Here is a 23,964-nt window from a genome sequence, read left to right as displayed (position 1 = left end):
TAATGGACGACTTAAATTAAACGCCTTTCCATAGCAAGACCGCGCATACTAGCACGGCAAGGCCTATCGCAAAGCAAAAATAATTTGCCCGCAAGCCAGCGCTATTATCTACAATTTCTAGGGTTTCGCTATCCGTAGTTATCGCAGCCCCTTTGTACGCACTGGTGCTCAACGCCGCGGGTAAGGGGTGGCGCTCAGAGACACCATCTAAGCCGGTGGTACAAACCACAAAAGGCTCTCTGGCCACATCATCATCCACCATCACCGAATCGGCCTGTGCAATAACAACACTGATGTTATCGCGGCCACCAGCCGCTACCGCTGCCTGTATCAACATGTCGACTAATACCGGGCCCTCTGCACTCTCGTTAAGCAAGGTGGCGATCTCCGCATCGGAGACCTCATCCACCAGGCCGTCACTGCACAGCAATAACATCTGGCCCGCGGCCAGCTGGCCATTAACCACGCTAACCTCTAGGCCCTCTTCACCGGCAGCCCCTACCGCCTGTGTAATTAAATTGCGGTTGGGATGAGTTTTAGCTTCTGCCAAGCTAATGCTGCCGGAAGCTAATAAAGACTCTACATAGGAGTGATCGCGGGTAATTTGCTTGAGCTGGCCATCCCAAATATAAGCGCGACTATCACCTACCCAGGCGATCTCATAACTATTGCCCTGCGACTTGGCCGCCACCACTGTTGAGCCCATGCCTTTTTTGTCAGGATCATTAGTGGATTCGCTGCGAATTAGATAGTGCGCTCGCACTATCGCCTCCGATAAGCCCTGATGATGTATTAAGGCATCAACCAAGGTTTCACGCACCAGTGCGCTGGCCACTTCGCCACAGGCATAACCACCCATGCCATCGGCCACTAAACCTAGGCCCAGCTCATTATCTGCCGCCACACAATCTTCATTATGCTTGCGATTACCCTTATGGGTGTCACCAAAAAATTGAATCATTCCCTGCCTATCTATATACAGTGACTACACAGTAACTATGGCCCCAAGCTGTGACGCTTATAGCCTATATTCTTAGTCATTAATCTTTGCTGAGCTTAGCAAGTCAGCCGCGCTTACGCCAATGTCTAATTCACTTAGCCATTGATTTTATTATGATTTAATTGATTGCCCTGCCACATACCTATTCATTTCAGCTCGTGCTAAACTGGCAACGCAACCTGTTAATAGCCTACTATCGCCCTCACTGAGAGCTGCTATTAACCATTTTTTAACGACCATTTAATATAAGAAGACTATCATGATCCCACTATTACGACTTGCATTCAGCGCCTTGCTGGCCTTTTTAGCGACTGTTATTTTCGATTTAGCCGAGTTTGGCAACCTGGACAACTTTAGCTTTAACGCTAGCGAATTCTGGACACTGCTTGCGCTGTTCGCTGTTGCTATCTTTGTAAACCCTCTGTTCGACAACATTGAGTTTTCTTCTGTACCTAAAGAAGAAGGCACCGTGAAGTGGTTTAACGTCAGCAAAGGCTATGGTTTTGTTACTCGTCAAAATGGCGATGACGTTTTTGTACACTTCCGTTCCATCAAGGGTAAAGGCAGACGTATTTTGCACGAAGGCCAAACCGTGTCATTTCGTGTATCTGAAGGTGACAAAGGCCCGCAAGCTGATGATGTAGAGCCTTTATCAAAAGGCTAAAACACCAGTAAAAAAAATCCCGCTAATCGCGGGATTTTTTTTGGCTCTAAAACAGCACAATAGCTAACAACTAAACCTCAGAACCTGCACAGGCAACAAAAGCCTCTGTTTTATTACGCCCCCCCTCTTTAGCCTTATATAAAGCCGCATCGGCGTTAATCAACCATTTATGCGCGCTATCTATACTTTGATCCAATTGGCATATACCCAAACTTATCGTAAAGCTAATGTCATGGCCGCCACTGTGAACAACATTAGCAGCAACTAGCTCGCGAAAGCGCTCACAAAAAACCTTGGCACCCTGTATATTGGTGTTGGGTAAAATAACGGTAAACTCCTCACCACCATAACGGCCACAAACATCCACCTCTCGGGCATGCTCTAGCAAAGCCTTGGCAATAAACCGTATGGCGTCATCCCCAACCGTGTGACCAAAAGTATCATTAATGCGCTTAAAGTGATCTATATCAAAAATCACTAGCGACACGGTCTCACTAGAGCGGCTATTACGTAAAAACTCTTCTTTTAAGCGCTCCTCCCAGTATCCCCGGTTATTTAAACCCGTCAACTTATCGGTGCGGCTAAGTACTAATAACTCGTCTTTTGCCTCTTCTAGCTTGCCCTGGCTAATAGCCATAGCGGTTTCGTCATAAATAATTATCGCCAGCTTCTCAACAACATCGGTAGACGAGCGCAAAGGTACAAAGGTAGTATTTTGGTACATCTCACTATTGGCATGATGTATAGGCAGGCGCAATGCAAAATCAAATAAACTTTTGCGCTGCTGAAAAGTGGTGTACACAGGTATGCCTAATTCAAATACCGATCGAACCCGGCGAGTAAACCATTCATCATTAAGGTGGGGGAAAACTTCAGTAATATTTTGGCCAATAATATTTTCAGCCACAATCTTGCTATGCACCTGCATAAAGCGGTTAAAAACCTCAATCTTGAGATCCTTATCTATTACCACAATGCCTATATCAGCACTCTGAATAATATCTAATAACCAATGCAGTTCCCTAAAAGTTGAACTATCCATATTAAAATAAGGCTCGCTTAATCAATCAAAATTTGTACGTTTTCGAAAAGGCTGGGCAATGAATCTTCATGAAACAACAGAATTAAGTCACAGCCAACATCATAGCCTTCAAACGTATAGTTAAACTCTATAGCCAAAGTTTGTCGCCAGGGAAAGCTTTGCTGCTGCAATATAGTGGCCAGCGAGAGATGACGGCCATAGACCTCAGGATGTTTGAGCAACACACTCATATCTAACTGGGCACAAAAACCGGTAATACAAGAGCCGTTCAACAATGAGGCCATCTCCAAGACCAGCTCCACTTCGTTGTGCTCGTAACCGGGTTCATAACCCATTAAGGCCGATAAGGCCTCCATGCTGGTATCGGTAAAGATCAACAGCGCCTCGCCACTAATGCTGTTGCCATAAAAGGGCTGGGTCACTGCGGTAATCGCTTCGCCGCTAAATACTGCCCCCAGCGCCATCTGTATATCTACCGCCTCAATCAGGTGCACTTCCGGCACCGGCAATTTCACCGAAGCCGAAAAGCTTTTAGCTATATTTTTGGCCGCCATACCGACAGCAACATTAGCTACTTCCTGTATGCCATCGCGTATATCTTCATTAAATGCTATAGCTGACATATCACTCCATCCATGCTGCAACAATAAAGGAATTTATTAGTATTATATTGCTGTGCATTATTGACCGCATTATTTAACCTTAGTATCAACTTAAGGCTGGTTTCTTATTATTAGAGCTTAGCTCAGGCTGCATTCGAATCAACCCAAGCGATAGAATTACTTCTTAGTAGTGCGGAGGCCTTTCTGACAGGGCTTGATTGTTTTGACCGTCAGGAGCCGCCTCTATCTGCAACTTTAACTGATTGATCATTTCATTGAGCCGCTCCAATTGCTGCTGCTGCTCAGTCACTATTTGGTTAAGTGTATAAATAGTATCCTCTTGAAACGCCAATTGCGACTGCAAGTCGACCAATTGCTCACGCATATCGCTGTCAGGTTCTGCCACGGTATAGACCTTTATTCCTAAATATTGAGGATTGCAATTCAATGCTTTCGAATCACCACTGCCGCCATTATAATCGTCTGCAACGATAAACCAATAGGAATTCACTATGAAGCGTGTGGTATTCTCAACCGAAGTCGGCAAGGTCTGCCCCGAATGCCAACAAGCTATCAAGCAATGTCACTGCCAACAACTTAAAAACGACATCCCCTTGGGCGATGGCATAGTGCGCATACAAAGGGAAACCAAAGGCCGCAAAGGTAAAGGGGTAACTCTAATCAGCGGCCTTCCCCTCAATGCCAAAGAGCTTAAAACCTTAGCCAAAGAGCTCAAACAACGCTGCAGTACCGGCGGCGCCATCAAGCAAGGGGTCGTTGAGATTCAGGGCGACCACCGGGAACTGCTCAAAAGCTTACTAGAGAGCAAAGGCTATGCGGTGAAAATCAGTGGCGGATAGGCTATAAAGTACTAATAAAAAAGCTGCTTACAATAACCCAATAAAAGAAACACTCTATGGAAATTATCGAAACCATCGCCATGATACTGCTAGGGGCGCTGTTTGGCGGGCTTAGCGTTTACTACTCCGTCAAAGAAAAACTCAGGCTAGTCAGCGAGCACAAAAGCCAACGCCGCAGCACCCTGCTAGAAGAAGTCGCCGAACACCTAGGCAAAGTGAGCCATACTTATTCTAAATATGCCTCGCTAATTAACGAAATAGGCCCCAAAGCCGAGCGCATGTCCTTAAAACAGCAGAAAGAGCTGGACGCATTAAGCAGTCAATTTGTCGATATTTTTGAGCAAGTCTCCGTGGCCGATGCCAAGCTGCTTTTACTGGGTGAAAAAAGGCTACAAAAACTAATGAAGCTCTATACCGGTAAAATGGCTCAGTTTAGAAAACAGTTCTACCCCGGCCGCTATCACAGCAGCGAGCAAACCACAGCCTTTAAAAAAGAACTAGCCAGCATACGCGACCAGTTTTATGACACCCTCAGCGAGCGTTATGATCAAGCTGCCGGTTAAGCAAAAAACCTAACAACGACATTGGCTTAGCAACTACTCTGTTAATAGCCCATTGTTCTAATGCGGCTTTTTATTTCTATTACTCTATGACTATAGGCTGGCTCCTTAGCGCCTTAGAGGCAACCCAAGGTAACAACAAAATGCTGACTAGCGCTTACCGACCTATCTGTACTGGTAGTCGCTATAGAGGTAAAACATGAATAGCAAAAGTGTCATAGAGGAAATTTTAGACCGAGCCGCTCACCAACATATAAGCGCACAAGAACTAGATATGCTAGTGGCTAAAACCAGGGAAATTAGCCTAGCCAAAGAACAAGAATTAGCAACGCTGAAAACACTATTACAAGAACTGGAAGCCCACCAACATCACTAATAGTCAGCGCCACAACACAGCGCCCCTTTTATGGCTAGGGGCTACTGTGCCAACAAGCTGCTGTTTACTTAACGGTAATGGTAATTTTTTCCGAAGCCACTATAGGGTTGTGCGGCACATGAGCCATATCGCCCATAATCAACTGCAGGCTATGCTTACCTGGCGCTAACTCCAATGTAGTTTCAGTTTGGCCGCCACCAAAGTGGATAACCTCACCGCCCATAGGCTGACCTGCTGCGGGTAAGGCCTTGGCATCTACTAATAAATGGTGATGGCCAGTATTCGCTCTATCGGTACCAGCCGGCGCAACCCCCATACCCTTAAGGCCAAAGGTAACCGTAACCGGCGAGGTCACCACCGCACCATCTGCTGGGCTAATGATATACACCTTAGCGCCTGCAGGTGAGGCTGTTTGTGCAGTAGCCTGGCTCGCGGCTGCCACGAATAACATGGTTGATAGTATTTTTTTTAACATAACAATCCTTAATCATTTTTACAGGTTAATCAAAAATAGGTTTGGCTAACTCAGCCGTTTACTCTGTTAAGGGCTGAACAAATTGCCCCCTGCGACGCTTAATCCACTGCTTAAAATCACCGGCAATATAGCAAAGCACTGGCACCAAAATTAAGGTCACCACGGTGGCAAATATTACGCCGAACGCCACAGACACCGCCATAGGTTTTAAAAACTGCGCCTGTATAGAGCGCTCTAACTGTATAGGCAGCAAACCGGCAAAGGTAGTCACCGAGGTTAACACTACCGCCCTAAACCGCCGCGGGCCAGACTCTTTAATAGCCGCGCGCCAACTGAGCCCGCTGTGGTAGCGATGGTTAATATAATCTACCAGTACCAAACTATCGTTAACGGCTATGCCGCTGAGCGCGATAATACCCACAATGGAAATAATACTAATATCCTGGCCCAGCAATAAGTGGCCCAGTATCGCCCCCACCACTCCAAAGGGTATAACCGCCATAATAATCAGCGGCAAACCATAGGAGCGCAAGGGGATGGCTAAAGCAGCGTATATAATCATTAGCATCACTAACACGCCAGTGCTCAAGCTGGCGATGTTTTCGGCCCTAGCCTCTTCTTCACCGGTGAAGCGGTAATTAACATCTGGATAGCGCTGTAAAACCTCGGGCAATATCTCGCTTTGCAAAGACAATATCACGTCACTGGGTGACACTTTGACCTTGTCGACATCAGCCTGCACATTCACCACACGGCGCCGATCTATACGGTTGATTGTACTTACGCCCTTGCGCTCAACTGCACGCCCCACAACCGCAAAAGGCACTTTGCCACCATCAGGCAATTGCACCCACATATGCTGCAATGTACTTAAACTGTTACGCTCATGCTCAGGAAAGCGTACATACACCCGCACTTCATGCCTGCCGCGCTGTATACGCTGCACCTCGGCACCGAAAAATGCCTGCCGCACCTGCCTGGCCAGTTCCGCTTGCCCCAAGCCCAGAGCCTCACCCTCACGGGTGAGCTGCACATCGATTTCGGGGCCGCCGGCATCAAAGGTATCGCGCACATCAAACACACCATCAAACAACAGTAGCTGCTTGCGTATATCCTCAGAGGCTAAGCGCAGCTGTTCTAAATTGTCGCTTTGCAACTCTACATCTATAGGAATACCGGCATGGCCAGCGTTGGCATCTATGGTGAATGATTTAACCCCCGGCAGCTCGCCAATTTTTTCACGCCACCATTTAGCAATTTCCACCGAGGTAATACTGCGCTCAGTGCTATTAATTAATTCCACTCGTATTTTCGCCTGAGTGTCACTTTCGGACAAGGTATAGATTTGCTTCACCACATCTACACCACTACCACTGACTTCATGGTAGTGCTCATTAAGTGCCATAGCCGCCCTTTCTATACGACGGGCATAATCATGCGTGAGCGTATAGGAGCTGCCTTGGGGCATAGTCATATCCACCGACATGCCATCTGAGGGTACCGAAGGAAAAAACACCTGCCGCACTATCCCCGACTGCACCAAGCCCAAGGCCAATATTAATACAGCCACAAAAATCGATAGCGTGATATAACGATAACGCAACGCCCAATCTAAGGCGGGCATATATCGTTGCTGAGCAAAGCTGGCCATTTTGCCACTGCAGTAGCTTTGCATACGTCTAAAAACAGCCCCCATACCCTTATCAACGCCGGCCTCATGAGCGCGGCGGATTTTGATATGGCGCAAATGCGATGGCAGGATTAATTTAGTCTCTAGCAAAGAAAACAATAGCGCGATAATAATAACCGGCGCCATTACGCTAAAAAAACGGGCTATGCCTTCGGTGGCCAGCACCAAGGGCATAAAAGCAAATATAGTAGTGAGCACCCCAAATGTAGTGGGCACCGCTACCCGCCTTACCCCCCGGATAATACTGTTAACACCGTCGTTTTCTTCTTCCAGTTGGGTGTAGGCACTCTCTGCAGTGACGATGGCATCATCCACCAAAATACCCAGCACTAAAATAAAACCAAACAGCGAAACTATATTAATCGACAGATTAACAAAGGCTAAATCCATAATAAAAATAGTGCCCAGCACACAAAAGGGCAGCCCCACTACCACCCAAAAAGCCAGTGACAGCTCTAACAATAAGGCCAGCGATATGGCCACTAGCACCATGCCCTGAAAGGCCGATTTGAGCATTAGATTAATGCGGCTTTTTAAAATTTCGGTGCGATCTTGCCAGTGGCTTACCCCAACACCCTCGGGTAATAAGGGCGTCTGCTGCGCTACATATTGTTTCACCTGCTCACTGATGGCCAGTACATCCTGCTCCCCCACTCTTTCTACTTGTAGCGTAATACCATGCACTTGGTTAAGCTCGCTAAGCACCGGCTGGTCGGCGAAAGCATCTTTAACAACGGCAATATCCCCTAAGCTGATGCGAGTACCATCGGCTTGATTAATAATGCTTAGCTCGGAAAACTCATCGGCAGTATAAGCCTGACCTATAGAGCGCAAAGTAATCGTACCGCCTTCAGTACGCAGCTTACCGCCGGGTAAATCTTTTGATTGATTTTGTATGGCGTTAACCACTTGATCAAAACTGAGGCCGTATTGCTGCAAGGCGATATCGGAGATTTCTATACTGATTTCATAGTCGCGGGTACCCACCATAACGACTTCGGTAATCCCCTTAATAGCGAGTAAATCATCGCGCATTTTATCCGCTAGCCGCTTTAAATCATGCTCGCTCAATTCACCGTATAAGGTCAGGTTGATGGCACGGGTACGCGATAATTGCTCTTCAATAATGGCGGGTTCAGCATTTAAGGGAAACGAAGAAATGCCATCTACTCGCAACTTCACCTTGTTCATAAACGTAGCGATATCGGTGCCGGGCTTAACCTTCACCGTGACCACACCACTGCCCTCGCTGGCGCGCGAGATAATTTCATCAATGCCTATTAAGTCTTGAATTTGCTCTTCGATTTTTATCAGTATGCCTTCTTCCACCTCTTCGGGTGAAGAGCCGGGGTAAGGCACCGTAATGGTTAGCACCTCGGAAGGAAAACTGGGGAACACCTCTTTGGTAATAGTGAACAGCGCATTAACCCCCGCCATAATCACAACCCACATTAGCAAATTAGCGGCAACTGAGTTGCGCGCCATCCAAGCAATGACACCACGCTCCTGTATCATTAATCAGCGCCCTCACTGTAGCCTGCAGGCGCAGACAACAACGCTTGATTAACCCGGGTATCGACAGCCATACCGGCAATCATCAAGTCCAATTTAGTCATCACCACTTGATCACCGTTGTTTAAACCACTATCGATAATGGCATGTTGGCTTTCGCGCCTATACACATGCACTTTGCGCAGCTGCAAGCGGCCCTGCTCTACCACATAAACCTCGTCGCCATGCAGCGCTGCTAGCGGTAACCTTACTGCCTCCGGCAGCTGTAGGCCTTGTATCTGCGCCTTTACAAACATACCTAAATTTAAGGGCTGGGGTGTTAAGTCATAGGGCCGAGCTACTTGGGCAACTGCATTAACCACCCGCGTTTGTTCATCCAACATCGCATCCACGCGCACCACTTGCGCCTGCCACTGCTGCTGATTAGCCGCCTGTAAACTGACCGGGGTAGGTAATTGCTGTGGCAAATACGCCAGCTCGCTATGGCTAATAGGCAAGCGGATTTCCGCGAGTTCAGCCCCCTGCAAATTCATTAACACCTTGCCCACCGCCACATACTGGCCTACATCTACCGCCTTAGCAGTAATAAAGGCAGCAAAAGCTGCGGTGATTTGAGTTTTGGCTAATTGCTGTTCAGCTTGCCGTAGCCTTTCCAGGCTCGCTTTATGCTCAGCCTCTACCAACGCCAGTTTTCGGCTACGTAAAGAGGCACTAGCTACTTTATTTTCTATACCGTAAGCCGCACCGCGCTTATATTCGGCCTGCTCATCGGCTAGGTTAAGTTCGGCCTGTGCTAGGCTGGCCCTGGCTTCGGCGACAGCCACTTGGTAGTTAATAGGGTCTATTTTCAGTAATAGCTCACCCTGTTCAACTCTGCCGCCATTAACCAGCTTGGGGGATACCCATAAAACGGTACCCGCCACTTCGCTGACCACCTCAATTTGCTGCTTAGGTTTAACAGTGCCCTGAGACTGCACCGTCAGCTGAATGGGCTGCAAGGCTATGGTGGCCACCTCCACCAACACCGCGCTGGCTGCAGCCGGCTTCTTGGGAGCAGAAGCCTTAGCGGCTATCATGATTTGTACCAGTGCGTAAGCGCCGACAATAATAATGACGGGCAAGGCCCATTTTAATAGCTTGATGTTTTTATCGCTGCTCATAGGGCCCTGTTTGCCTGATTAATACTTTCAGTTAAAGTGCTTATTAGTGTAATCATTCTATAAAGTCACTATAAAGATACTCATTATGACAAATAAAATCTTATCACGCTGTGGTTGGTGCCATGGTGACAGCTTGTATGAACAGTATCATGACCAAGAGTGGGGCGTCCCCTTACACGACGACCAGCGCTTATTTGAGTTTTTATGCCTAGAAGGCGCACAGGCTGGTTTGGCCTGGATTACCGTGCTGCGCAAACGCACAGCCTATAGAGAGCTGTTCGACTTATTCGACATAGCAACTGTAGCTAACTACAGCGACAAAAAACTCGAGCAACTATTAAGCAATCCAGCCATTATACGCAACCGCTTAAAAGTTTATTCTGCACGTAATAATGCTAAGGCAGTTATGGCCATACAAAATGAGTTTGGTTCCCTAAACGAGTTTTTATGGCGCTATGTTAACCACCAGCCTATACAAAACCGTTATGCCCGCTTAGAAGACGTACCTGCTGAAACGGAATTGTCGCGGCAGCTGAGCAAAGAGTTAAAAAAGCGCGGCTTTAATTTTGTTGGCCCCACCATTATGTACGCCTTTATGCAGGCCACCGGCATGGTCAATGACCACTTGGTAAGCTGCTATCGCCATAGCCAAGTCAGCCCTTAACACCCTAGCGATTAAGTAAATAAGCAGCTAGAGCTATACGCTGTTGCTCGCTTAGCGGGTATAAAGGCATGGGCGGCGTAGGGCTTAACAAGAAATCTTGCAAGCCTTCTGCGGTGTAACGGCTGGCTAAATTCTCTAGTGGCCGCACTGGGCGATTGGCTTGTGCATAGCGCGCGTCGTGACAGCTAGCGCAGTGGTAATGTTTAAATACCGCTGCCCCCTGCTGTTGTAACTCTAGGCTACTAGCACCACTAACTTTAACTTGCACAGCCGTTTTGGCATTGGCCCCGTAGCTAGCTGCTAGCGGCTCTGACTCCCCGCTATAAACCACTTTAAAGACAGTGCCGGAGTAATCATCGGAAATATACACTGCGCCATCCTCGCCCTGCGCTATATCCACCGGCCTACCTATTACAGACTCGCCCTGCGGTTGCGCCATATCCGAGCGCAAAAAGCCGCTCATAAAATCGCGCTCGATAACCTTGCCATTGGGCTGCCAATGCAAGGACACCACTTTATATCCGTCACGGCTAGAGCGATTCCAAGAGCCATGCAAGGCCACCAAGGCGGTTTTATGAAACTGTGCTGGCCAATCACCCGCGGAAATAAAGCGCATCCCCAAAGGCGCGTTATGGGCGCGAAAACCATGCACCGGCGAAATAGCATCGTTTAATAAATCCTCCCGCCCCTGCCCCAAATCAGGATCTAGCTCGGCATAGCCGTTGATATAAGGCCAGCCATAAAAGCCCCCTTTAACAATACGATTGAGCTCGCAAGGTGGGTAGTCATCGCCTAATAAGTCACGGCCATTATCAGTAGCGTATAACGCCTGCTCCCAGGGCGACCAATCCATGCCTACGCTGTTGCGCAGGCCGCTGGCAAACAACTCTAGGCGTGGATTTTGGTCTGCTAATTTAAAGCGGCTAATGGCAGCGCGCTGCTCATCCTCCTCTACACAGACATTGCAGCTAGAACCTGAGCTAACATACAACCAACCATCGTCACCGGCGCGCAGTGATTTGGTCCAGTGATTGCCACTGTCGCTTAAGCCCTTAATCAGGACTTGGTAGTCACCCTGCACCTGCCCGCTTTGCGCATCAAAGGCTATGCGGCCTATCTGATTCGACTCTGCCACATATAACCAGCCATCAACCAGCTCCAAACCGTGGGGCCGAGTTAAGCCCGCCAATAACACACGGCGGTTATCGGGCAGGCCATCGCGGTTATTGTCACGCCCCAGTATAGTGACCGTGCCTTTGCGCGGCTGGCTGGCGAGTAAATCACCGGCTGGGCTCATCTCTAACATGCGCACCTTGCCCAAGTCGCTAGCATAGACGGTTACTCTAAAACCTGGCGGCACGGTAAAGCGTTGGTCTACCTGCTGCTGGCTGGGGCTAGCCACGCTATAGCCGGCCACAGTGTTAAGTAACACTTTAGCGCTGGTCTCAAACTCCTCCCCCAGCCATAGCTTTGCCGTTAGTAATAGCAATACCACAACAGCTAATAGGCTTAGCAATACTCGCTTTAGGAATTGACTCATCGTCGCTACACCTCTGCACTTTTATTTATTAGTTATTATTTATTTTTCATAATTCAGCGCGCTTTTGTCATCCTAAACTATAGTCAAAACGGCTTGAACTGCGCAGCAACCAGTAAACAAGATCACTGATCTGGGCTCAATAGAGCCAAAAAGCCATGAAAGCTGGGGTAAGCCGTCAAGCAGGCTACCCCCTAATACACAATACTTTGTTAACCAACCCACTATTGGAAGTGAGCACCATGTCAGAATTTAACCCGCCCGTAGCCGATATAGAATTTTTGCTTAACGAGGTGTTTAATTTGCCCCAGCAGTGGGCTAACAACCCCATACTGGCCGAGCGGGTAGATGCCGATACTGCCAGTGCCATGTTAGCCGAGTGCGCCAAGCTCAGCCGCGATATGATAGCGCCTTTTAGCCGTGAGGCCGACGAACAGGGCTGCTCATTTTCCGAAGGTAAAGTTACCACCGCCAAAGGTCACAAGGCCGCTTATCAAGCGCTTAGTGAGGGTGGCTGGGGCGGCCTAACCGGCAACCCAGACTTTGGCGCATTGGGTATGCCCAAGGCGCTAGCCGTGCACTGTGAAGAGATGTTTGCCAGTGCCGACCTCTCGTTTTCCTTATTCCCCATGCTCACAGCCGGTGCTTGTTTAGCGCTTAATGAGCACGGCAGCGATGAGTTAAAACAACAATACCTGCCCAAAATGTACAGCGGTGAATGGGCTGGCTCTATGTGCCTAACGGAGCCTCACGCCGGCTCCGACCTAGGCATTATACGCAGCAAAGCCACAGCCCAAGACGATGGCAGCTACGCCATTAGCGGCACCAAGATTTTTATTACCGGTGGCGAACACGACCTCACCGACAATATCATCCACTTAGTATTGGCCAAGCTGCCCGACGCCCCCGCTGGCCCCAAGGGTATATCGATGTTTTTGGTACCCAAAATACTGAACAACGGCCAAGCCAATAAGCTGAGCTGCGGCTCTATAGAGCATAAAATGGGCATTAAAGCCTCGCCCACCTGTGTGATGAATTTTGATGGAGCTACCGGCTATTTGGTAGGTCAGGAAAACCGCGGCCTCATGGCCATGTTTACCATGATGAACTACGAGCGTGTAGGCGTTGGCATACAGGGCATAGGCCCGGCCGAGCGCTCCTACCAATGCGCAGCCCAATACGCCCGCGAACGCCTACAAGGCCGCCGTAAGGGCGTCAGCCCCGATCAAGCTGAAAGCCTGTTAGTACACCCCGATGTGCGTCGCATGTTGTTCACTATGCGCGCCTTTACCGAGGCTGGCCGCTGCTTTAGCACCTACACCGCCAACCTATTAGACATCACCAAGTTCTCAGACGATGAGCAAGCCAAGCAACAAGCTGCCGAGCAAGTGGCTCTGCTCACCCCTATAGTGAAAGGCTTTTGCACCGACCGCGGCCTAGAGACCTGCGTATTGGGGCAACAAGTCTTGGGCGGCCACGGTTTTATTAGGGAGTGGGGGCAAGAGCAGCTAGTACGCGATGTGCGCATCACCCAAATTTATGAAGGCACCAACGGCATACAGGCCATGGACTTATTAGGCCGTAAAGTCGCCCCCAACCAAGGCGCCAGCGTTGCCCATTTAATCGCCGAAGCGCAACAGTTTGCCGATAGCGCCACACTGACGACAGAGATGAAAAGCGCGCTGCTGGCAGCCTGCCAACAGCTGCAAGAGTGCACCCAATATATAGTCGAGCAAGGCTCGCCAGAGTTAATTGGCGCCACTGCCGTGTATTACCAAGACCTGATCGGCTACGTTATTTTCGCCTATATGTGGGCCAAAATGGCCGCTGCCGCCAACAGCGATAGCGAGCTGCACCGCAATAAGCGCACGATAGCCCAGTTTTACTACAGCAACCTGCTGCCACGTATTGATAGCTTGAAGCTGCAAATCATGGCGGATCATAGCGCCTTAATGGCTATGGAAGAGGCGGCTTTTTAAAGCTGTTAAATCTTTCGCTAAGCTCGGATCTCAAAAGCAAGTAAGGGTAATGTTGCTAAGACAGTCGCTGGCATGGATGCCAGCGCCTAGCCTATAGGGACATATTCACGGCGTGTCTTAGCAACACTACCCTTACTTGCTGGCAGCCGAAATCACTAGCCCACGCGCTGCTAATACTGCACAGCAAAATAACCAACTGACCTTGTACCCTAGCAAGCCAGCAACCCACCATTTTTATATTGGCTCAAACCCCTTTATAATCCCTAGCGCTAACTCATCACAGGGCCTTAAAGGTTAATGTCAGATATACCCGCGCACTATTTTCATATCGCTCTACACAGCGCCAAGCGTAAAGGCTTGCGGCCCGCCGCCATCTGTAAGGCGCTGAATATAGATGTCGCCAAACTAGATGACCCGACAAGTACCGTCACTAATCAAGAGTTTTCAAATTTGTGGCGCTATTTATGGGATGCCATGGATGATGAGTTCTTGGGCTTTACTCAGAGGCCCTGCAAGCGCGGTACTTTTGCCACCGCCTGCAAGTTAGCGCGTCGCAGCACAAACTTCGCCCATTTTTTTAAGGAGATGACGCGTTTTTACACCTTAGTAGACAGTGATATCATCATGTCGCTAGAAGCTGTGGATGACAAACAAGCACTTAGCGTTGTCAACCACGCGCCCTCCTATGATATTCAACATTTCAGTATTGAATATATTTTATTCTACTGGCATAGATTATCTTGCTGGTTTAGCAATCAAAAAATAAAGCCCTTATACGCCGAGTTTGCTTACCCCGAGCCCGCACACTCTGAAGTGTATAAATTATTATTTCAGTGCCCTATACATTTTAACCGGGAAAGAAATGCACTGATTTTTAATGACAACTTTAAAGATCTGCAACCTATACGCTCACGCAGTGAACTCTATGATTTTTTAAATAGCCTGCCTGATGATTTTTTATCAATCCCCGGTAAAGATTCCAGCTTAGAAACTCGTATTAAAATTTTAATTTTAAAACAATCCAGAGAGCATCTTAAATTCCCCACCCTAGAGCAATTAGCCGACTCACTACATATGAGTCGCACCTCACTAGGCCGTAAATTGGCTGCCGAAAACACCAGCTATAGGCACTTAAAAGAACTAATACGCCGTGACCTCACCATGGATAAACTCAGCCGTAGCAATATGAACATTGCCGATATAGCTCAGCTGGTAGGTTTTTCTGAGTCGGCCTCACTTAACCGCGCCTTTAAAAATTGGACTGGGCTTACCCCGCAACAATTTCGCGGCCAGAAAAACAGCAATGCTAAATAAAGGCTAAAAACTATACTGCGGCTGATTAAAACTATAACGCTGATCACAGCCCATAGCCGGCTGCAAAGGCTGCCACAATTGTTGCGCTAAGGTTTTTCTATCCTGCCACTGCCCCTGTTCTATCCAATCCACTAAAGCTTCCGCCACATTCGGTATGGGCAAAGGCTTAACCGGCCCAGCCGCTGCCACCGTGTTTAACCAGCTGGCAATAGAGGTAAAGTTCACCACATTCATCACCTCAGCATAGCCTAGCGATTGCAGAGCGCGGGCGTTAGAGGCCTGTTCCATTTGCCCTGCCACGGGCTTCACCAATACCGGCAAGCCCAAATACAGGCATTCGCTCACCAGTTCAAAACCGGCATTACAGATCACAGCCGCCGCCAAACTCAAATCCTCTTTAAACCCCTCATAACAGGTTTTTTTGGTAGTAACATTATAAGACTCAGCCTCATGAACTGCGGGAGCGTACTGAATAAAATTATACTGAGGAAATTGATTAAGAATACGCGTGACCCTTTGTTGATTTTCAAATGGCAGATACACCACAATTTTATTATTACTATGTTGCCGTTTTAAATCGGTATTGATAATAGGCGGCAAGGTGTAATCATTATACGCCGCCCAGTGCAGACCTACGGGATAGTCTACCGGTGCAAAGTATTTCATAATGCTGCGAGTTAACAAATTATCACCGGCCATAGGTGTTTTATCAGCAAAGGCATACTGGTGACCTACACCTAGCACCGGTTTATGCTTTAGCTTACCGGCCCATGCGCTTACTGGCTCGAAATCGCTAATAATCAAATCATAGCTAGCCAGATCTAAGCGCAGCACATCATAAAAAAATCTCAACAACTGATTATCCGTGCAGGTTTTAAAATAGTTAATCTGCCCTTCCGACACATTAAAACTTAATCCTTTACGGTGAGAGTAACTACCAAAGCATTGCATATCAAAAAGATCTTTTTTATCTCGCCCCGTAAACAAGTAATCTACCGCAATATTTTTCTTAGAAAAATACCTAGCCATCATTCTCGCCCTAGAGATATGGCCATTACCAGTAGCTTGCACGCCATATAAAATTTTCATACTGATTATCCTTTAAACCATAAACCTAACTACAGCAGCAATACTGCAACCCAGGGTCGCCCCCGCCAGTATATCGCTGGGAAAATGTACGCCCATAATCACCCGCGACACGCCCACTAACAAAGCCCAGCCATACAAAGGCAAGGCCCAATAGGGAAATTGCATAGCACAAAGGCCAGCAAGTAAAAACGCCGCCATGGTATGACCGGAGGGAAAGCTAAATTGATCGGAAGCTCGTACTATGCTGCAAAAGCTGGGAATGGCCTCAGGTGGACGCGGGCGCTTAAGGGCGTTTTTTAACAGTAGATACAACAGCCGCTCTATGGCAAAGGCCATCATCATCAATTGCACAAAGGCACTATAAGCTTGATAGTCAAACGCTAGTAATAACAATGGCAATAACAGCTGCACATAGCCGTCGCCACTGCGCGAAATAACTCTAAAGCCAGTAATTAAACAAGGATAGTAACGCGACTTGCTACACCATATCAGCATGCGCCTATCGTAATGTGTAATGCCATCAAATACTGTCATAGCTTTAATCTAGCTAAGGCTTATTAAGGCTAAGTGACAGATTAATGAAGTATTTATGACAGCCAAATTATTCCAGGCAAAACACTATGACAAATTATTTGCTTCAGTCATGGTATACAGCACCGCCTTACGCGATACCGGAGTTTTACAAGTACGGCAGTAATAATGCTCTGAGCTACCACAGCCGGTTAAACGCTGCACAGCGTCACCACAAAGCTCACAGTAAATCGAAAAGTCATACTGTTTTTGGCAACTCTTACACTGCCACAGATTAGCGTTCACCAAGCCCTTATGCTGGCAATGGGGGCAGAGCAAATCTGCCGCTAACAAACCTTGCTGTACATATTCTGCCATTGATAGTTTGCTCCCCTTACTATGGCAATTAAATAACGATGCTATAACACTTATAAAAAAGGCCAACATAAAGTTGGCCTTTTCGCTAGTTACCCGTTATGACCAGATTTCATCATCTGTCGGTGCGGGCTTATCGTGCACATAACCTATGCGGTGCACATTGATTAAGTGATGATAGTTTAAGTTTTCAGAAATTGAGTTATTACCCCAAGAGCCACAACCTAAAGTCGTGGTAGGTGCAAAACCGTTCTTCAAGCTGCCGCCAGCTGTTAATGAGCTAGCCTCGTTAACTACTAAACGGCTCACTGGCAAGGCAATACCAGCCTGGCGTATATGCTCATCATTGTTGGAGTGTATAGCGCAGGTGTGACCTTTACCCTCTACCCCAAGGTTTTGCTGAGCAATGGCTATCGCATTATCAAAGTCTGTGTACTCGTGAGCAACCATCACTGGGCACATTTTTTCTTTGCGCAGTATATCGTCATCGCGACCATTAGATTTAATCAAAATAATCTTAGCGTCGTCGGCTATTTCTATACCTGCCATTTCAGCAATACGCTGTGGACTTTGGCCTACTACGTCGGCGGCGATATGACCATCTTCAAAAATGGTAGCGCGCAGCTTATCGGCGGTGGCTTCATCTTCTACATAGTGAGCGCCGTTAGCTTTGAAAGCCTCTATGACTTTGCTGTAATCATCTTTTTGGGCAATCACTGATTGCTCGCCCGAGCAGATAATACCGTAGTCAAACTTACGACCGGCAATGACCTTGGCGGCAGCATCGTTATAATCCACATCGGTATCAATAATCACCTGCACATTACCTGGGCCTACACCAAATGAAGGTTTGCCGCTGCTATAAGCTGCGGTAACCATGGCAGGGCCACCGGTGGCGACGAGTACGTCAACTTTTTGCATTAGCTCATTAGTAGCCGCTATGCTGGGCTCGCGTATGCACTGAATCAAGTTATCGGGGCCACCTAGGCGTTTAATTTCACCGTTCATTAAATCTACCGCTTGCGCACTACACTTTTTCGCGCGTGGATGCGGTGCAACAATAATGGCATTGCCGCCTTTTAGGGCAAACATGGCGTTACACATAGGTGTCACTACGGGGTTGGTGGTAGGTGTTACCGCACCGACCACACCTACGGGCTTGGCGATTTTAACTAGGCCGTTTTCGTCCTTTTCTTCGATGATGCCTATAGAACGCTTGCCTTTAAGGCTGTTCCAAATAGCCCGTGACTTACCTAACTTTTTGACCAACTTATCTTCAAAGTTACCCATACGCGTTTCTTCAACCGCGTTTCTAGCTAACTCTTCGGCGTTATCGTAGATAACCTTACCGATAGCGCGAACAATCTCATCCACCTGCTCTTGCGAGAACTTTGCATACTCAGCCTGGGCTACTCTCGCCTTGGCGATCATCTCGTCGATCATCTCAGTTTCCTCATCTATAACTAAAAGGGGCATAAAAACCCAATTAAAACATATACTTATTAATATAAATCAGCCTATAGGCAGGCGTCAGCACGACATTATTACCTTTTTAACATGGCAATGACAAATGCGATAACTACCTATAGGGCAAAACAGCATTTATAGGCCACCCAACCAATAATCAACTACTGATCTTGGGCAGCAGCAAAGCTCTAGCCCTCATGGCAATACGATGCGCTAACAATAATGAGCCCATAACCCCAGACTGGATGTATTTGCGTATTATCGCGCCCCCTATTGGTGTATTAGGCTAGCCTATAGTTCCACCTCAATAGAGGATTATTATGCGTGATCTAGCTGTGCGATAACCTTAACCACAGCCAGCTATAAAACAGCCACTATCCTAACTCCACTACCCCTTAAATAGCCCATCGCATTTTCATAAACAATCTATACTGTAGCCAGTCATCGCAAATCGCTCTTATTTTCAGATACAGCAGAAGGACCCCGCCATGCTTAAACAATTAGATAACACCGTTAAAGAAGCCAGTGAAAAGCTAAGCAAACTTGGCGAACAAATAGAGGACAGTGTTGATGAATTGGCGGATGAGAGCCAGCAATTATGGCAACGCAGCAAACGACAGCTGGAACAGCTAAAGGCCCGATTAATCGAAGCCAGCCATCATATAGAAACCAACACCGATGAGGCTTTACTGCAAGCCCACCTAGCCGCCATGGATGCCGGTGACCACTGGCAGGGGCTAAAGCTTCACCTGCGAGATATAGGCCTCAGTGCCAAGCAAAAAACGCAACCGGTAATTGATCACTCAGCCTTACAGGCTCATTTAGCGACTATGGAAGCTAGAGACTTTATGAGCGAGTCAGCGCACAAAGTAACCGAACAGTATAAGCACTCCAAAGCCACAGCCACACAAGCAGCGGTAAAAGCTGCGCAGGAAATTAAGCAACAATGCGAAGAGCTGATCAATAAAATTAAATAACAGCAGGCAATTAATACCGGTGGTTTACCCTGTGGGCTTTCAGCAATCGCGCTTAAGAGCTTATGCTAAACCTTAAGCGCCGGTTGCATACCGTTATCGCAACGGCACAGGCAAATAGTAGTGATAAACCTGCCGGCTCACTTACATTTACAACACTGCCCTGTAAGCTAAAGCTTGAATTGTCAAAGGGGGCATCAGGGCCTATGCCATCATCACTTTGATCACCGCTACCGCCTTGAAATAACCAGTTGCTAGTATTGTTAAGCTGCGCTAAATAGTCGCTAAAAATAAACTGCCCAGACCGCGCCCCTGCATAAGCAAATATATCGGCATCCTGAGCTGCTGTAGCATGAAAATCTATAGCATTTAAACCCACACTCAAGCCGGTGCCAGCAAGACTAGTAAAACCTGCTGCTCCATCACTGGCAAACGCGGTTAAAAAACTGCTAGGCGCGGCTAAGCTACCCAGCAATGCAAACAAGCCCTCATTTGAGGCATTCAGGTTAATACGGCCTGACGCCAACCCCGTACTAGCAGCAAGTTGAGTGCTAGAGTTAATATCACTTAGCGCCACGACCGTACCAGCAGCTACCACGCTATTAGCTGTCCAACTTAACTCACCTTCGCCACTATTAAAACTAGCCCCATCCCACTCATTATCAGTAAAAATAATCGTCTCGCCCGGATTAATCTCTGTTAGCGCAACAAAAGAAAAAGCATCTCGGCTATCGGCATTCCAGCCGGTAAAAGCTATATCCCCAGGGCCTACTAATGCAGCTTGGGCTGCATTAAAACTCTGCAAAATAACAAATAAATAACGTATACAATGGCTTAACTTCATCCTTGATCTCCTATCCTATAGCAAGACTATGCTTTACAACTCTAGGCTATGCCGGTAGCTAGGCTAAACCTTACTAGCCATACATTAATAAAAAACATCCTTGTGTAATGCTTCCATATAAAAAATGACGACTAGCGACTATAAAATCAAACAGGAGGGAGAAAAACTCAAGAAGTGAGCATATCCGTATGCCTGTTATTTTTAACAACGAGCTAGCATCAACTGCATTGCAGTGATTAGCTATTAGCTAACGTAATTATCAGTTGAATTATTCGCAGCTATTAACCAAGTGCATCCTGACTTGGTGTTGACTACCGTAACCAAATCAATTGCTATTAACACGTAAATATTTCACAAAAAAGTGGCAAACCAATAACTATTTTGCAATAAAAAAACTGGCGGCTATACCTTATCGCCTATAAGCCAACACTAATATGTAGCCACACATTCCAGTTGATACTGCCAAAAAATATCGACTAAGCTTAATCTAAGCCATTGTTATATCGAAGCAGCTATGAACACAGAGCACACAAAATCCACCATGCTAAATGCCATACAGCAGGACATAGCAAGAACAGCGCATTTAACCGGTGTACCACAACTAGACCCGCGGCTAATTGCTGCCCTAGCGCAGGTGCCTAGGCAGCAATTTATTGGCCAGGGCTACCAAGAGCAGGCTTATCAAAATTCACCTCTGCCTATAGGCTATGGCCAAACTATATCGCAGCCCTACATAGTGGCATTGATGACCCAGCTGCTAAAACCGCAGCCGCAGCATAGCGTTTTAGAAATAGGGACTGGGTCTGGCTACCAAGCAGCTATACTCGCACAACTTGTTAAACAGGTTTACAGCATAGAGCTAATAGCGCCGCTGGCCGAGCAAGCAAAAAGTAAATTTATAGCATTAGCTTATACCAACATAATCAGTAAATGCGCTAACGGTTGCTCAGGTTGGCCAAAACATGCTCCCTACGATGCTATTATTATCACCGCCGCAGGATCTATCCCTCCAGCCTTAGTCGAACAATTAAAACCAGGGGGGCGGCTAGTCGCCCCTATAAAAAATGCCGACTTAAGCCAAGACCTCATTACACTAGACAAAAATCTTAAGGGTGAAATAAAAAAGCAAATACGGTTGGCAGTGAGCTTTGTACCTTTACAAGGATTAGCCGCTAGCAACTAAGCGACATGAGCAGAAGATAAAAAACTTAGGGAATTTATATACTCGCCAAACAATGTTCTAAAAATGTAAATACGTCTGCCCCACACTTAACCCCACACACCACAACACCACCAGCAATGGCGACACTCGCCACCTAATCAATAGCCCAATAGCTATCAGCACTATGGCTAAATCAACCACGCTTGTTATCCCCGAGGTCAATATAGGGTCATATAAAGCCGCACCCAACATCCCCACCACCGCGGCATTAACAGCTGCAATGGCACGTAGTGCAACGGCGTTATGTGATACCGCGCGCCAAAAAGGGAGCACACCTGCCAGCAGTAAAAATCCTGGAAGAAAAATAAATAATAAAGCAGTAGCAGCGCTAAGCATTGGGCTGGCTACTGGCGATAATAGCGCACCAAGATAGGCGGCAAAAGCAAACATGGGGCCCGGTATAGCCTGCGAGGCACCGTAGCCTGCCAAAAATTGCTCAGGTAAAACTTTACCGGGAGCAACCAGCGCATCCTCTAGCAATGGCAATACCACGTGGCCGCCACCAAAAACCAAAGCCCCTGCTCTATAAAACACATCTGCCACGGCGTACAAACCCTCATTGCTCGTAGCAACAATAGGTAGAGCCATTAACAAAGCCAGAAACAATACAAGCAACACGGCTCCAGTATTTACCCCATAACAAAGCACTAGCGACCAGCTGTTATTATTAGAATCGTCCCTATTATTAAAAAAAAGTACACCAACTATTGCCGCCAAAACCACCACTGTTAATTGCAGCCAAACGCCGCTGGCAGCCATTAAAATGACTGCGGCGAGTAAAGCAACAAGCTTCCTGCGCAAATCAACACAAAGCTTGCTAAACATCCCCAAAACCGCATCAGCAACAACAGCACAAGCCACTAGCTTTAGCCCATGCAGCGCCGCCAGTGCAACAGTACCCGATAAAAAAGGCAGCGCTGTTGCAAACAGTAATAGCAAAATAGCAGACGGTAGCGTAAAAGCTACAAAAGCAGCTATCGCCCCTAACCAACCAACACGCAATAGGCCTAGGCTAAATCCTAACTGGCTACTCGCAGGCCCCGGTAAAAATTGGCAAATAGCTAATAGCTGGGCAAATTGTTGTTCGCTAAGCCAGCGGCGCCGCTCAACAAACTCCGTTCTAAAATAAGCCAAGTGGGCTATAGGCCCACCAAAAGATGTTAGGCCTAGCTTTAAAAAAGCAAGAAAGACTTCGAGTACGCTACCCGTGTTTGTTTGATATGTTTTCGCATTGTGCATAGCAAAGAATATGTTTATACAATAACCCTGTAATTATCAATATTTAACGCCACTGTCCGCTACGCTTAATGACTACCACACTATCGCCCTGCTTTTTACCCAGCCACGCCACTGACTTAATGACTGCCGGGTTTAATCCTTGAGTAGCACTCAAGCTTAAAGCCATTTGATACTGACCGGCCAACATGGCGTTAATACTACCCTGCAAACCTAGCTGGGCCTTTTGATCACTAAGCAGTACGCTAATTGCCTTATCATCACTACTAATATCGGCTTGATAATGCCCCAGCGGCATAGGCACATCGCCGCCGCGCCACACGGTATCGCGCAGGTTGATGCGCCCTTGCAACTGCGTTACGGCATTATCTTTAAGCGTAAGCTTGGCAATATCGAAAAACACCTGGCCACTCATCAGCAACGGCACCCAGGGTTCGAGAATACTAAGAGGAAATTCACCACGCAGATTAGCCAGCTGCAACTTGCCATTGGGGTAAGCACTAGCGGTAGCAATCAAACTTTGCCCCGGCGCCAGCGTTTTAAGCTCTATTGTGGGGCTTAATAACAATAAACTGCTGGGCTTTAGTGACCACTGCACTTTACCTAAACTAAGACTGCCGCCATTGACTTTGATAATGGCCTGATCAACTTCACCCTGCCAAAACGACCCTTTAGCTTCACTTAACCATAGCTTAGGCAGCGTATCTTTAAGCAACAAAGTTAATAACGACGCTGGCGCAGTTACCAGCACACAAATACAAAATACCAGGGCATAAATTTTATAACGCCACTGCCAAATTTTTTCTAACACC

Annotated in this window: 24 protein-coding genes; 9 read left to right on the top strand and 15 right to left on the bottom strand. The window is 47.4% G+C overall.

The annotated features are described in order from the left end of the window. Positions 1-16: 16 nt before the first annotated feature. Entirely contained in the window at positions 17-961 is a 945-nt protein-coding gene (locus NO559_RS10820) for a PP2C family serine/threonine-protein phosphatase (RefSeq protein ID WP_258331843.1), read from the bottom strand. 472 nt (positions 962-1,433) lie between these two features. Here NO559_RS10820 and NO559_RS10815 point away from each other — a divergent pair, with 472 nt between their 5' ends. Continuing rightward, positions 1,434-1,664 (top strand): cold-shock protein, encoded by a 231-nt coding sequence (locus NO559_RS10815; protein WP_258331955.1) that lies wholly within the window; start codon positions 1,434-1,436, stop codon positions 1,662-1,664. 70 nt (positions 1,665-1,734) lie between these two features. Here the strand turns inward: NO559_RS10815 and NO559_RS10810 are convergent, their stop codons facing one another. From NO559_RS10810 to NO559_RS10800, 3 genes are all read right to left on the bottom strand, one after another. After that, positions 1,735-2,706, bottom strand: a complete 972-nt coding sequence (locus NO559_RS10810; protein WP_258331842.1) for a diguanylate cyclase — start codon at positions 2,704-2,706, stop codon at positions 1,735-1,737. Positions 2,707-2,723: 17 nt separating this feature from the next. Continuing rightward, the gene (locus NO559_RS10805; protein ID WP_258331841.1) at positions 2,724-3,329 is read right to left on the bottom strand and encodes a hypothetical protein; all 606 of its coding nucleotides are present in this window, start codon (positions 3,327-3,329) and stop codon (positions 2,724-2,726) included. 163 nt (positions 3,330-3,492) lie between these two features. Beyond that, entirely contained in the window at positions 3,493-3,714 is a 222-nt protein-coding gene (locus NO559_RS10800) for a SlyX family protein (RefSeq protein ID WP_258331840.1), read from the bottom strand. A 106-nt stretch (positions 3,715-3,820) separates the two neighbouring features. Here NO559_RS10800 and NO559_RS10795 point away from each other — a divergent pair, with 106 nt between their 5' ends. The 3 genes from NO559_RS10795 (at position 3,821) to NO559_RS10785 (ending at position 5,104) form a co-directional block, all read left to right on the top strand. Further along, positions 3,821-4,168, top strand: coding sequence for a translation initiation factor Sui1 (locus tag NO559_RS10795; RefSeq protein ID WP_258331839.1), 348 nt, complete (start codon positions 3,821-3,823; stop codon positions 4,166-4,168). 56 nt (positions 4,169-4,224) lie between these two features. After that, complete coding sequence (locus tag NO559_RS10790) at positions 4,225-4,731, top strand: hypothetical protein (RefSeq protein ID WP_258331838.1); 507 nt, start codon at positions 4,225-4,227, stop codon at positions 4,729-4,731. A 196-nt stretch (positions 4,732-4,927) separates the two neighbouring features. Further along, on the top strand, positions 4,928-5,104 hold the full coding sequence (locus NO559_RS10785) for a hypothetical protein (RefSeq protein WP_258331837.1): 177 nt from the start codon (positions 4,928-4,930) through the stop codon (positions 5,102-5,104). Between the two features lie 64 nt (positions 5,105-5,168). Here the strand turns inward: NO559_RS10785 and NO559_RS10780 are convergent, their stop codons facing one another. The 3 genes from NO559_RS10780 to NO559_RS10770 are packed head-to-tail and all read right to left on the bottom strand — an operon-like array spanning position 5,169 to position 9,941. Beyond that, positions 5,169-5,579, bottom strand: coding sequence for a DUF4399 domain-containing protein (locus tag NO559_RS10780; RefSeq protein ID WP_258331836.1), 411 nt, complete (start codon positions 5,577-5,579; stop codon positions 5,169-5,171). Between the two features lie 58 nt (positions 5,580-5,637). After that, positions 5,638-8,784, bottom strand: a complete 3,147-nt coding sequence (locus NO559_RS10775) for an efflux RND transporter permease subunit (protein ID WP_258331835.1) — start codon at positions 8,782-8,784, stop codon at positions 5,638-5,640. Continuing rightward, complete coding sequence (locus tag NO559_RS10770) at positions 8,784-9,941, bottom strand: efflux RND transporter periplasmic adaptor subunit (protein WP_258331834.1); 1,158 nt, start codon at positions 9,939-9,941, stop codon at positions 8,784-8,786. The genes NO559_RS10775 and NO559_RS10770 overlap by 1 nt, the downstream gene beginning before the upstream one ends. A gap of 85 nt (positions 9,942-10,026) precedes the next feature. Between NO559_RS10770 and NO559_RS10765 the strand changes: the two genes are divergently transcribed. Then, on the top strand, positions 10,027-10,605 hold the full coding sequence (locus NO559_RS10765) for a DNA-3-methyladenine glycosylase I (protein WP_258331833.1): 579 nt from the start codon (positions 10,027-10,029) through the stop codon (positions 10,603-10,605). Positions 10,606-10,609: 4 nt separating this feature from the next. Here the strand turns inward: NO559_RS10765 and NO559_RS10760 are convergent, their stop codons facing one another. Continuing rightward, positions 10,610-12,145, bottom strand: a complete 1,536-nt coding sequence (locus NO559_RS10760) for a PQQ-dependent sugar dehydrogenase (protein WP_258331832.1) — start codon at positions 12,143-12,145, stop codon at positions 10,610-10,612. 239 nt (positions 12,146-12,384) lie between these two features. On the opposite strand from NO559_RS10760, the gene NO559_RS10755 reads away from it, so the two are divergent. Beyond that, positions 12,385-14,121, top strand: coding sequence for an acyl-CoA dehydrogenase C-terminal domain-containing protein (locus NO559_RS10755; protein WP_258331954.1), 1,737 nt, complete (start codon positions 12,385-12,387; stop codon positions 14,119-14,121). Between the two features lie 297 nt (positions 14,122-14,418). Beyond that, positions 14,419-15,435 (top strand): AraC family transcriptional regulator, encoded by a 1,017-nt coding sequence (locus tag NO559_RS10750; RefSeq protein WP_258331831.1) that lies wholly within the window; start codon positions 14,419-14,421, stop codon positions 15,433-15,435. 3 nt (positions 15,436-15,438) lie between these two features. Here the strand turns inward: NO559_RS10750 and NO559_RS10745 are convergent, their stop codons facing one another. The 4 genes from NO559_RS10745 to NO559_RS10730 form a co-directional block, all read right to left on the bottom strand. Next, entirely contained in the window at positions 15,439-16,524 is a 1,086-nt protein-coding gene (locus NO559_RS10745) for an MJ1255/VC2487 family glycosyltransferase (protein ID WP_258331830.1), read from the bottom strand. Between the two features lie 12 nt (positions 16,525-16,536). Continuing rightward, on the bottom strand, positions 16,537-17,058 hold the full coding sequence (locus NO559_RS10740) for a phosphatase PAP2 family protein (protein WP_258331829.1): 522 nt from the start codon (positions 17,056-17,058) through the stop codon (positions 16,537-16,539). Positions 17,059-17,142: 84 nt separating this feature from the next. Beyond that, positions 17,143-17,412, bottom strand: coding sequence for a zinc ribbon domain-containing protein (locus tag NO559_RS10735; protein ID WP_258331828.1), 270 nt, complete (start codon positions 17,410-17,412; stop codon positions 17,143-17,145). 96 nt (positions 17,413-17,508) lie between these two features. Then, positions 17,509-18,885, bottom strand: coding sequence for an aldehyde dehydrogenase family protein (locus tag NO559_RS10730; protein ID WP_258331827.1), 1,377 nt, complete (start codon positions 18,883-18,885; stop codon positions 17,509-17,511). A gap of 479 nt (positions 18,886-19,364) precedes the next feature. Between NO559_RS10730 and NO559_RS10725 the strand changes: the two genes are divergently transcribed. Then, positions 19,365-19,853: a hypothetical protein gene (locus NO559_RS10725; RefSeq protein ID WP_258331826.1), complete on the top strand. Its 489-nt coding sequence runs from the start codon at positions 19,365-19,367 to the stop codon at positions 19,851-19,853. A 52-nt stretch (positions 19,854-19,905) separates the two neighbouring features. On the opposite strand, the gene NO559_RS10720 is transcribed toward NO559_RS10725, so the two are convergent. After that, positions 19,906-20,694, bottom strand: coding sequence for a hypothetical protein (locus NO559_RS10720; RefSeq protein WP_258331825.1), 789 nt, complete (start codon positions 20,692-20,694; stop codon positions 19,906-19,908). 514 nt (positions 20,695-21,208) lie between these two features. Between NO559_RS10720 and NO559_RS10715 the strand changes: the two genes are divergently transcribed. Further along, on the top strand, positions 21,209-21,877 hold the full coding sequence (locus NO559_RS10715) for a protein-L-isoaspartate(D-aspartate) O-methyltransferase (protein WP_258331824.1): 669 nt from the start codon (positions 21,209-21,211) through the stop codon (positions 21,875-21,877). A gap of 57 nt (positions 21,878-21,934) precedes the next feature. On the opposite strand, the gene chrA is transcribed toward NO559_RS10715, so the two are convergent. Together chrA and NO559_RS10705 are read right to left on the bottom strand one after the other, a co-directional pair. Next, positions 21,935-23,155, bottom strand: coding sequence for a chromate efflux transporter (gene chrA, locus NO559_RS10710; RefSeq protein ID WP_258331823.1), 1,221 nt, complete (start codon positions 23,153-23,155; stop codon positions 21,935-21,937). A 43-nt stretch (positions 23,156-23,198) separates the two neighbouring features. Next, positions 23,199-23,963 carry a type II secretion system protein N gene (locus NO559_RS10705; protein ID WP_258331822.1) on the bottom strand — a complete coding sequence of 255 codons (765 nt, stop codon included), beginning with the start codon at positions 23,961-23,963 and terminating at the stop codon, positions 23,199-23,201. Position 23,964 lies beyond the last annotated feature (1 nt).

The sequence above is a fragment of the Dasania sp. GY-MA-18 genome, assembly GCF_024734385.1.
Classification (GTDB): Bacteria; Pseudomonadota; Gammaproteobacteria; order Pseudomonadales; family Dasaniaceae; genus Dasania; species Dasania phycosphaerae.
The sequence above is the reverse complement of the archived record's forward strand: the minus strand, read 5'-3'. Positions and strand labels throughout refer to the sequence as shown.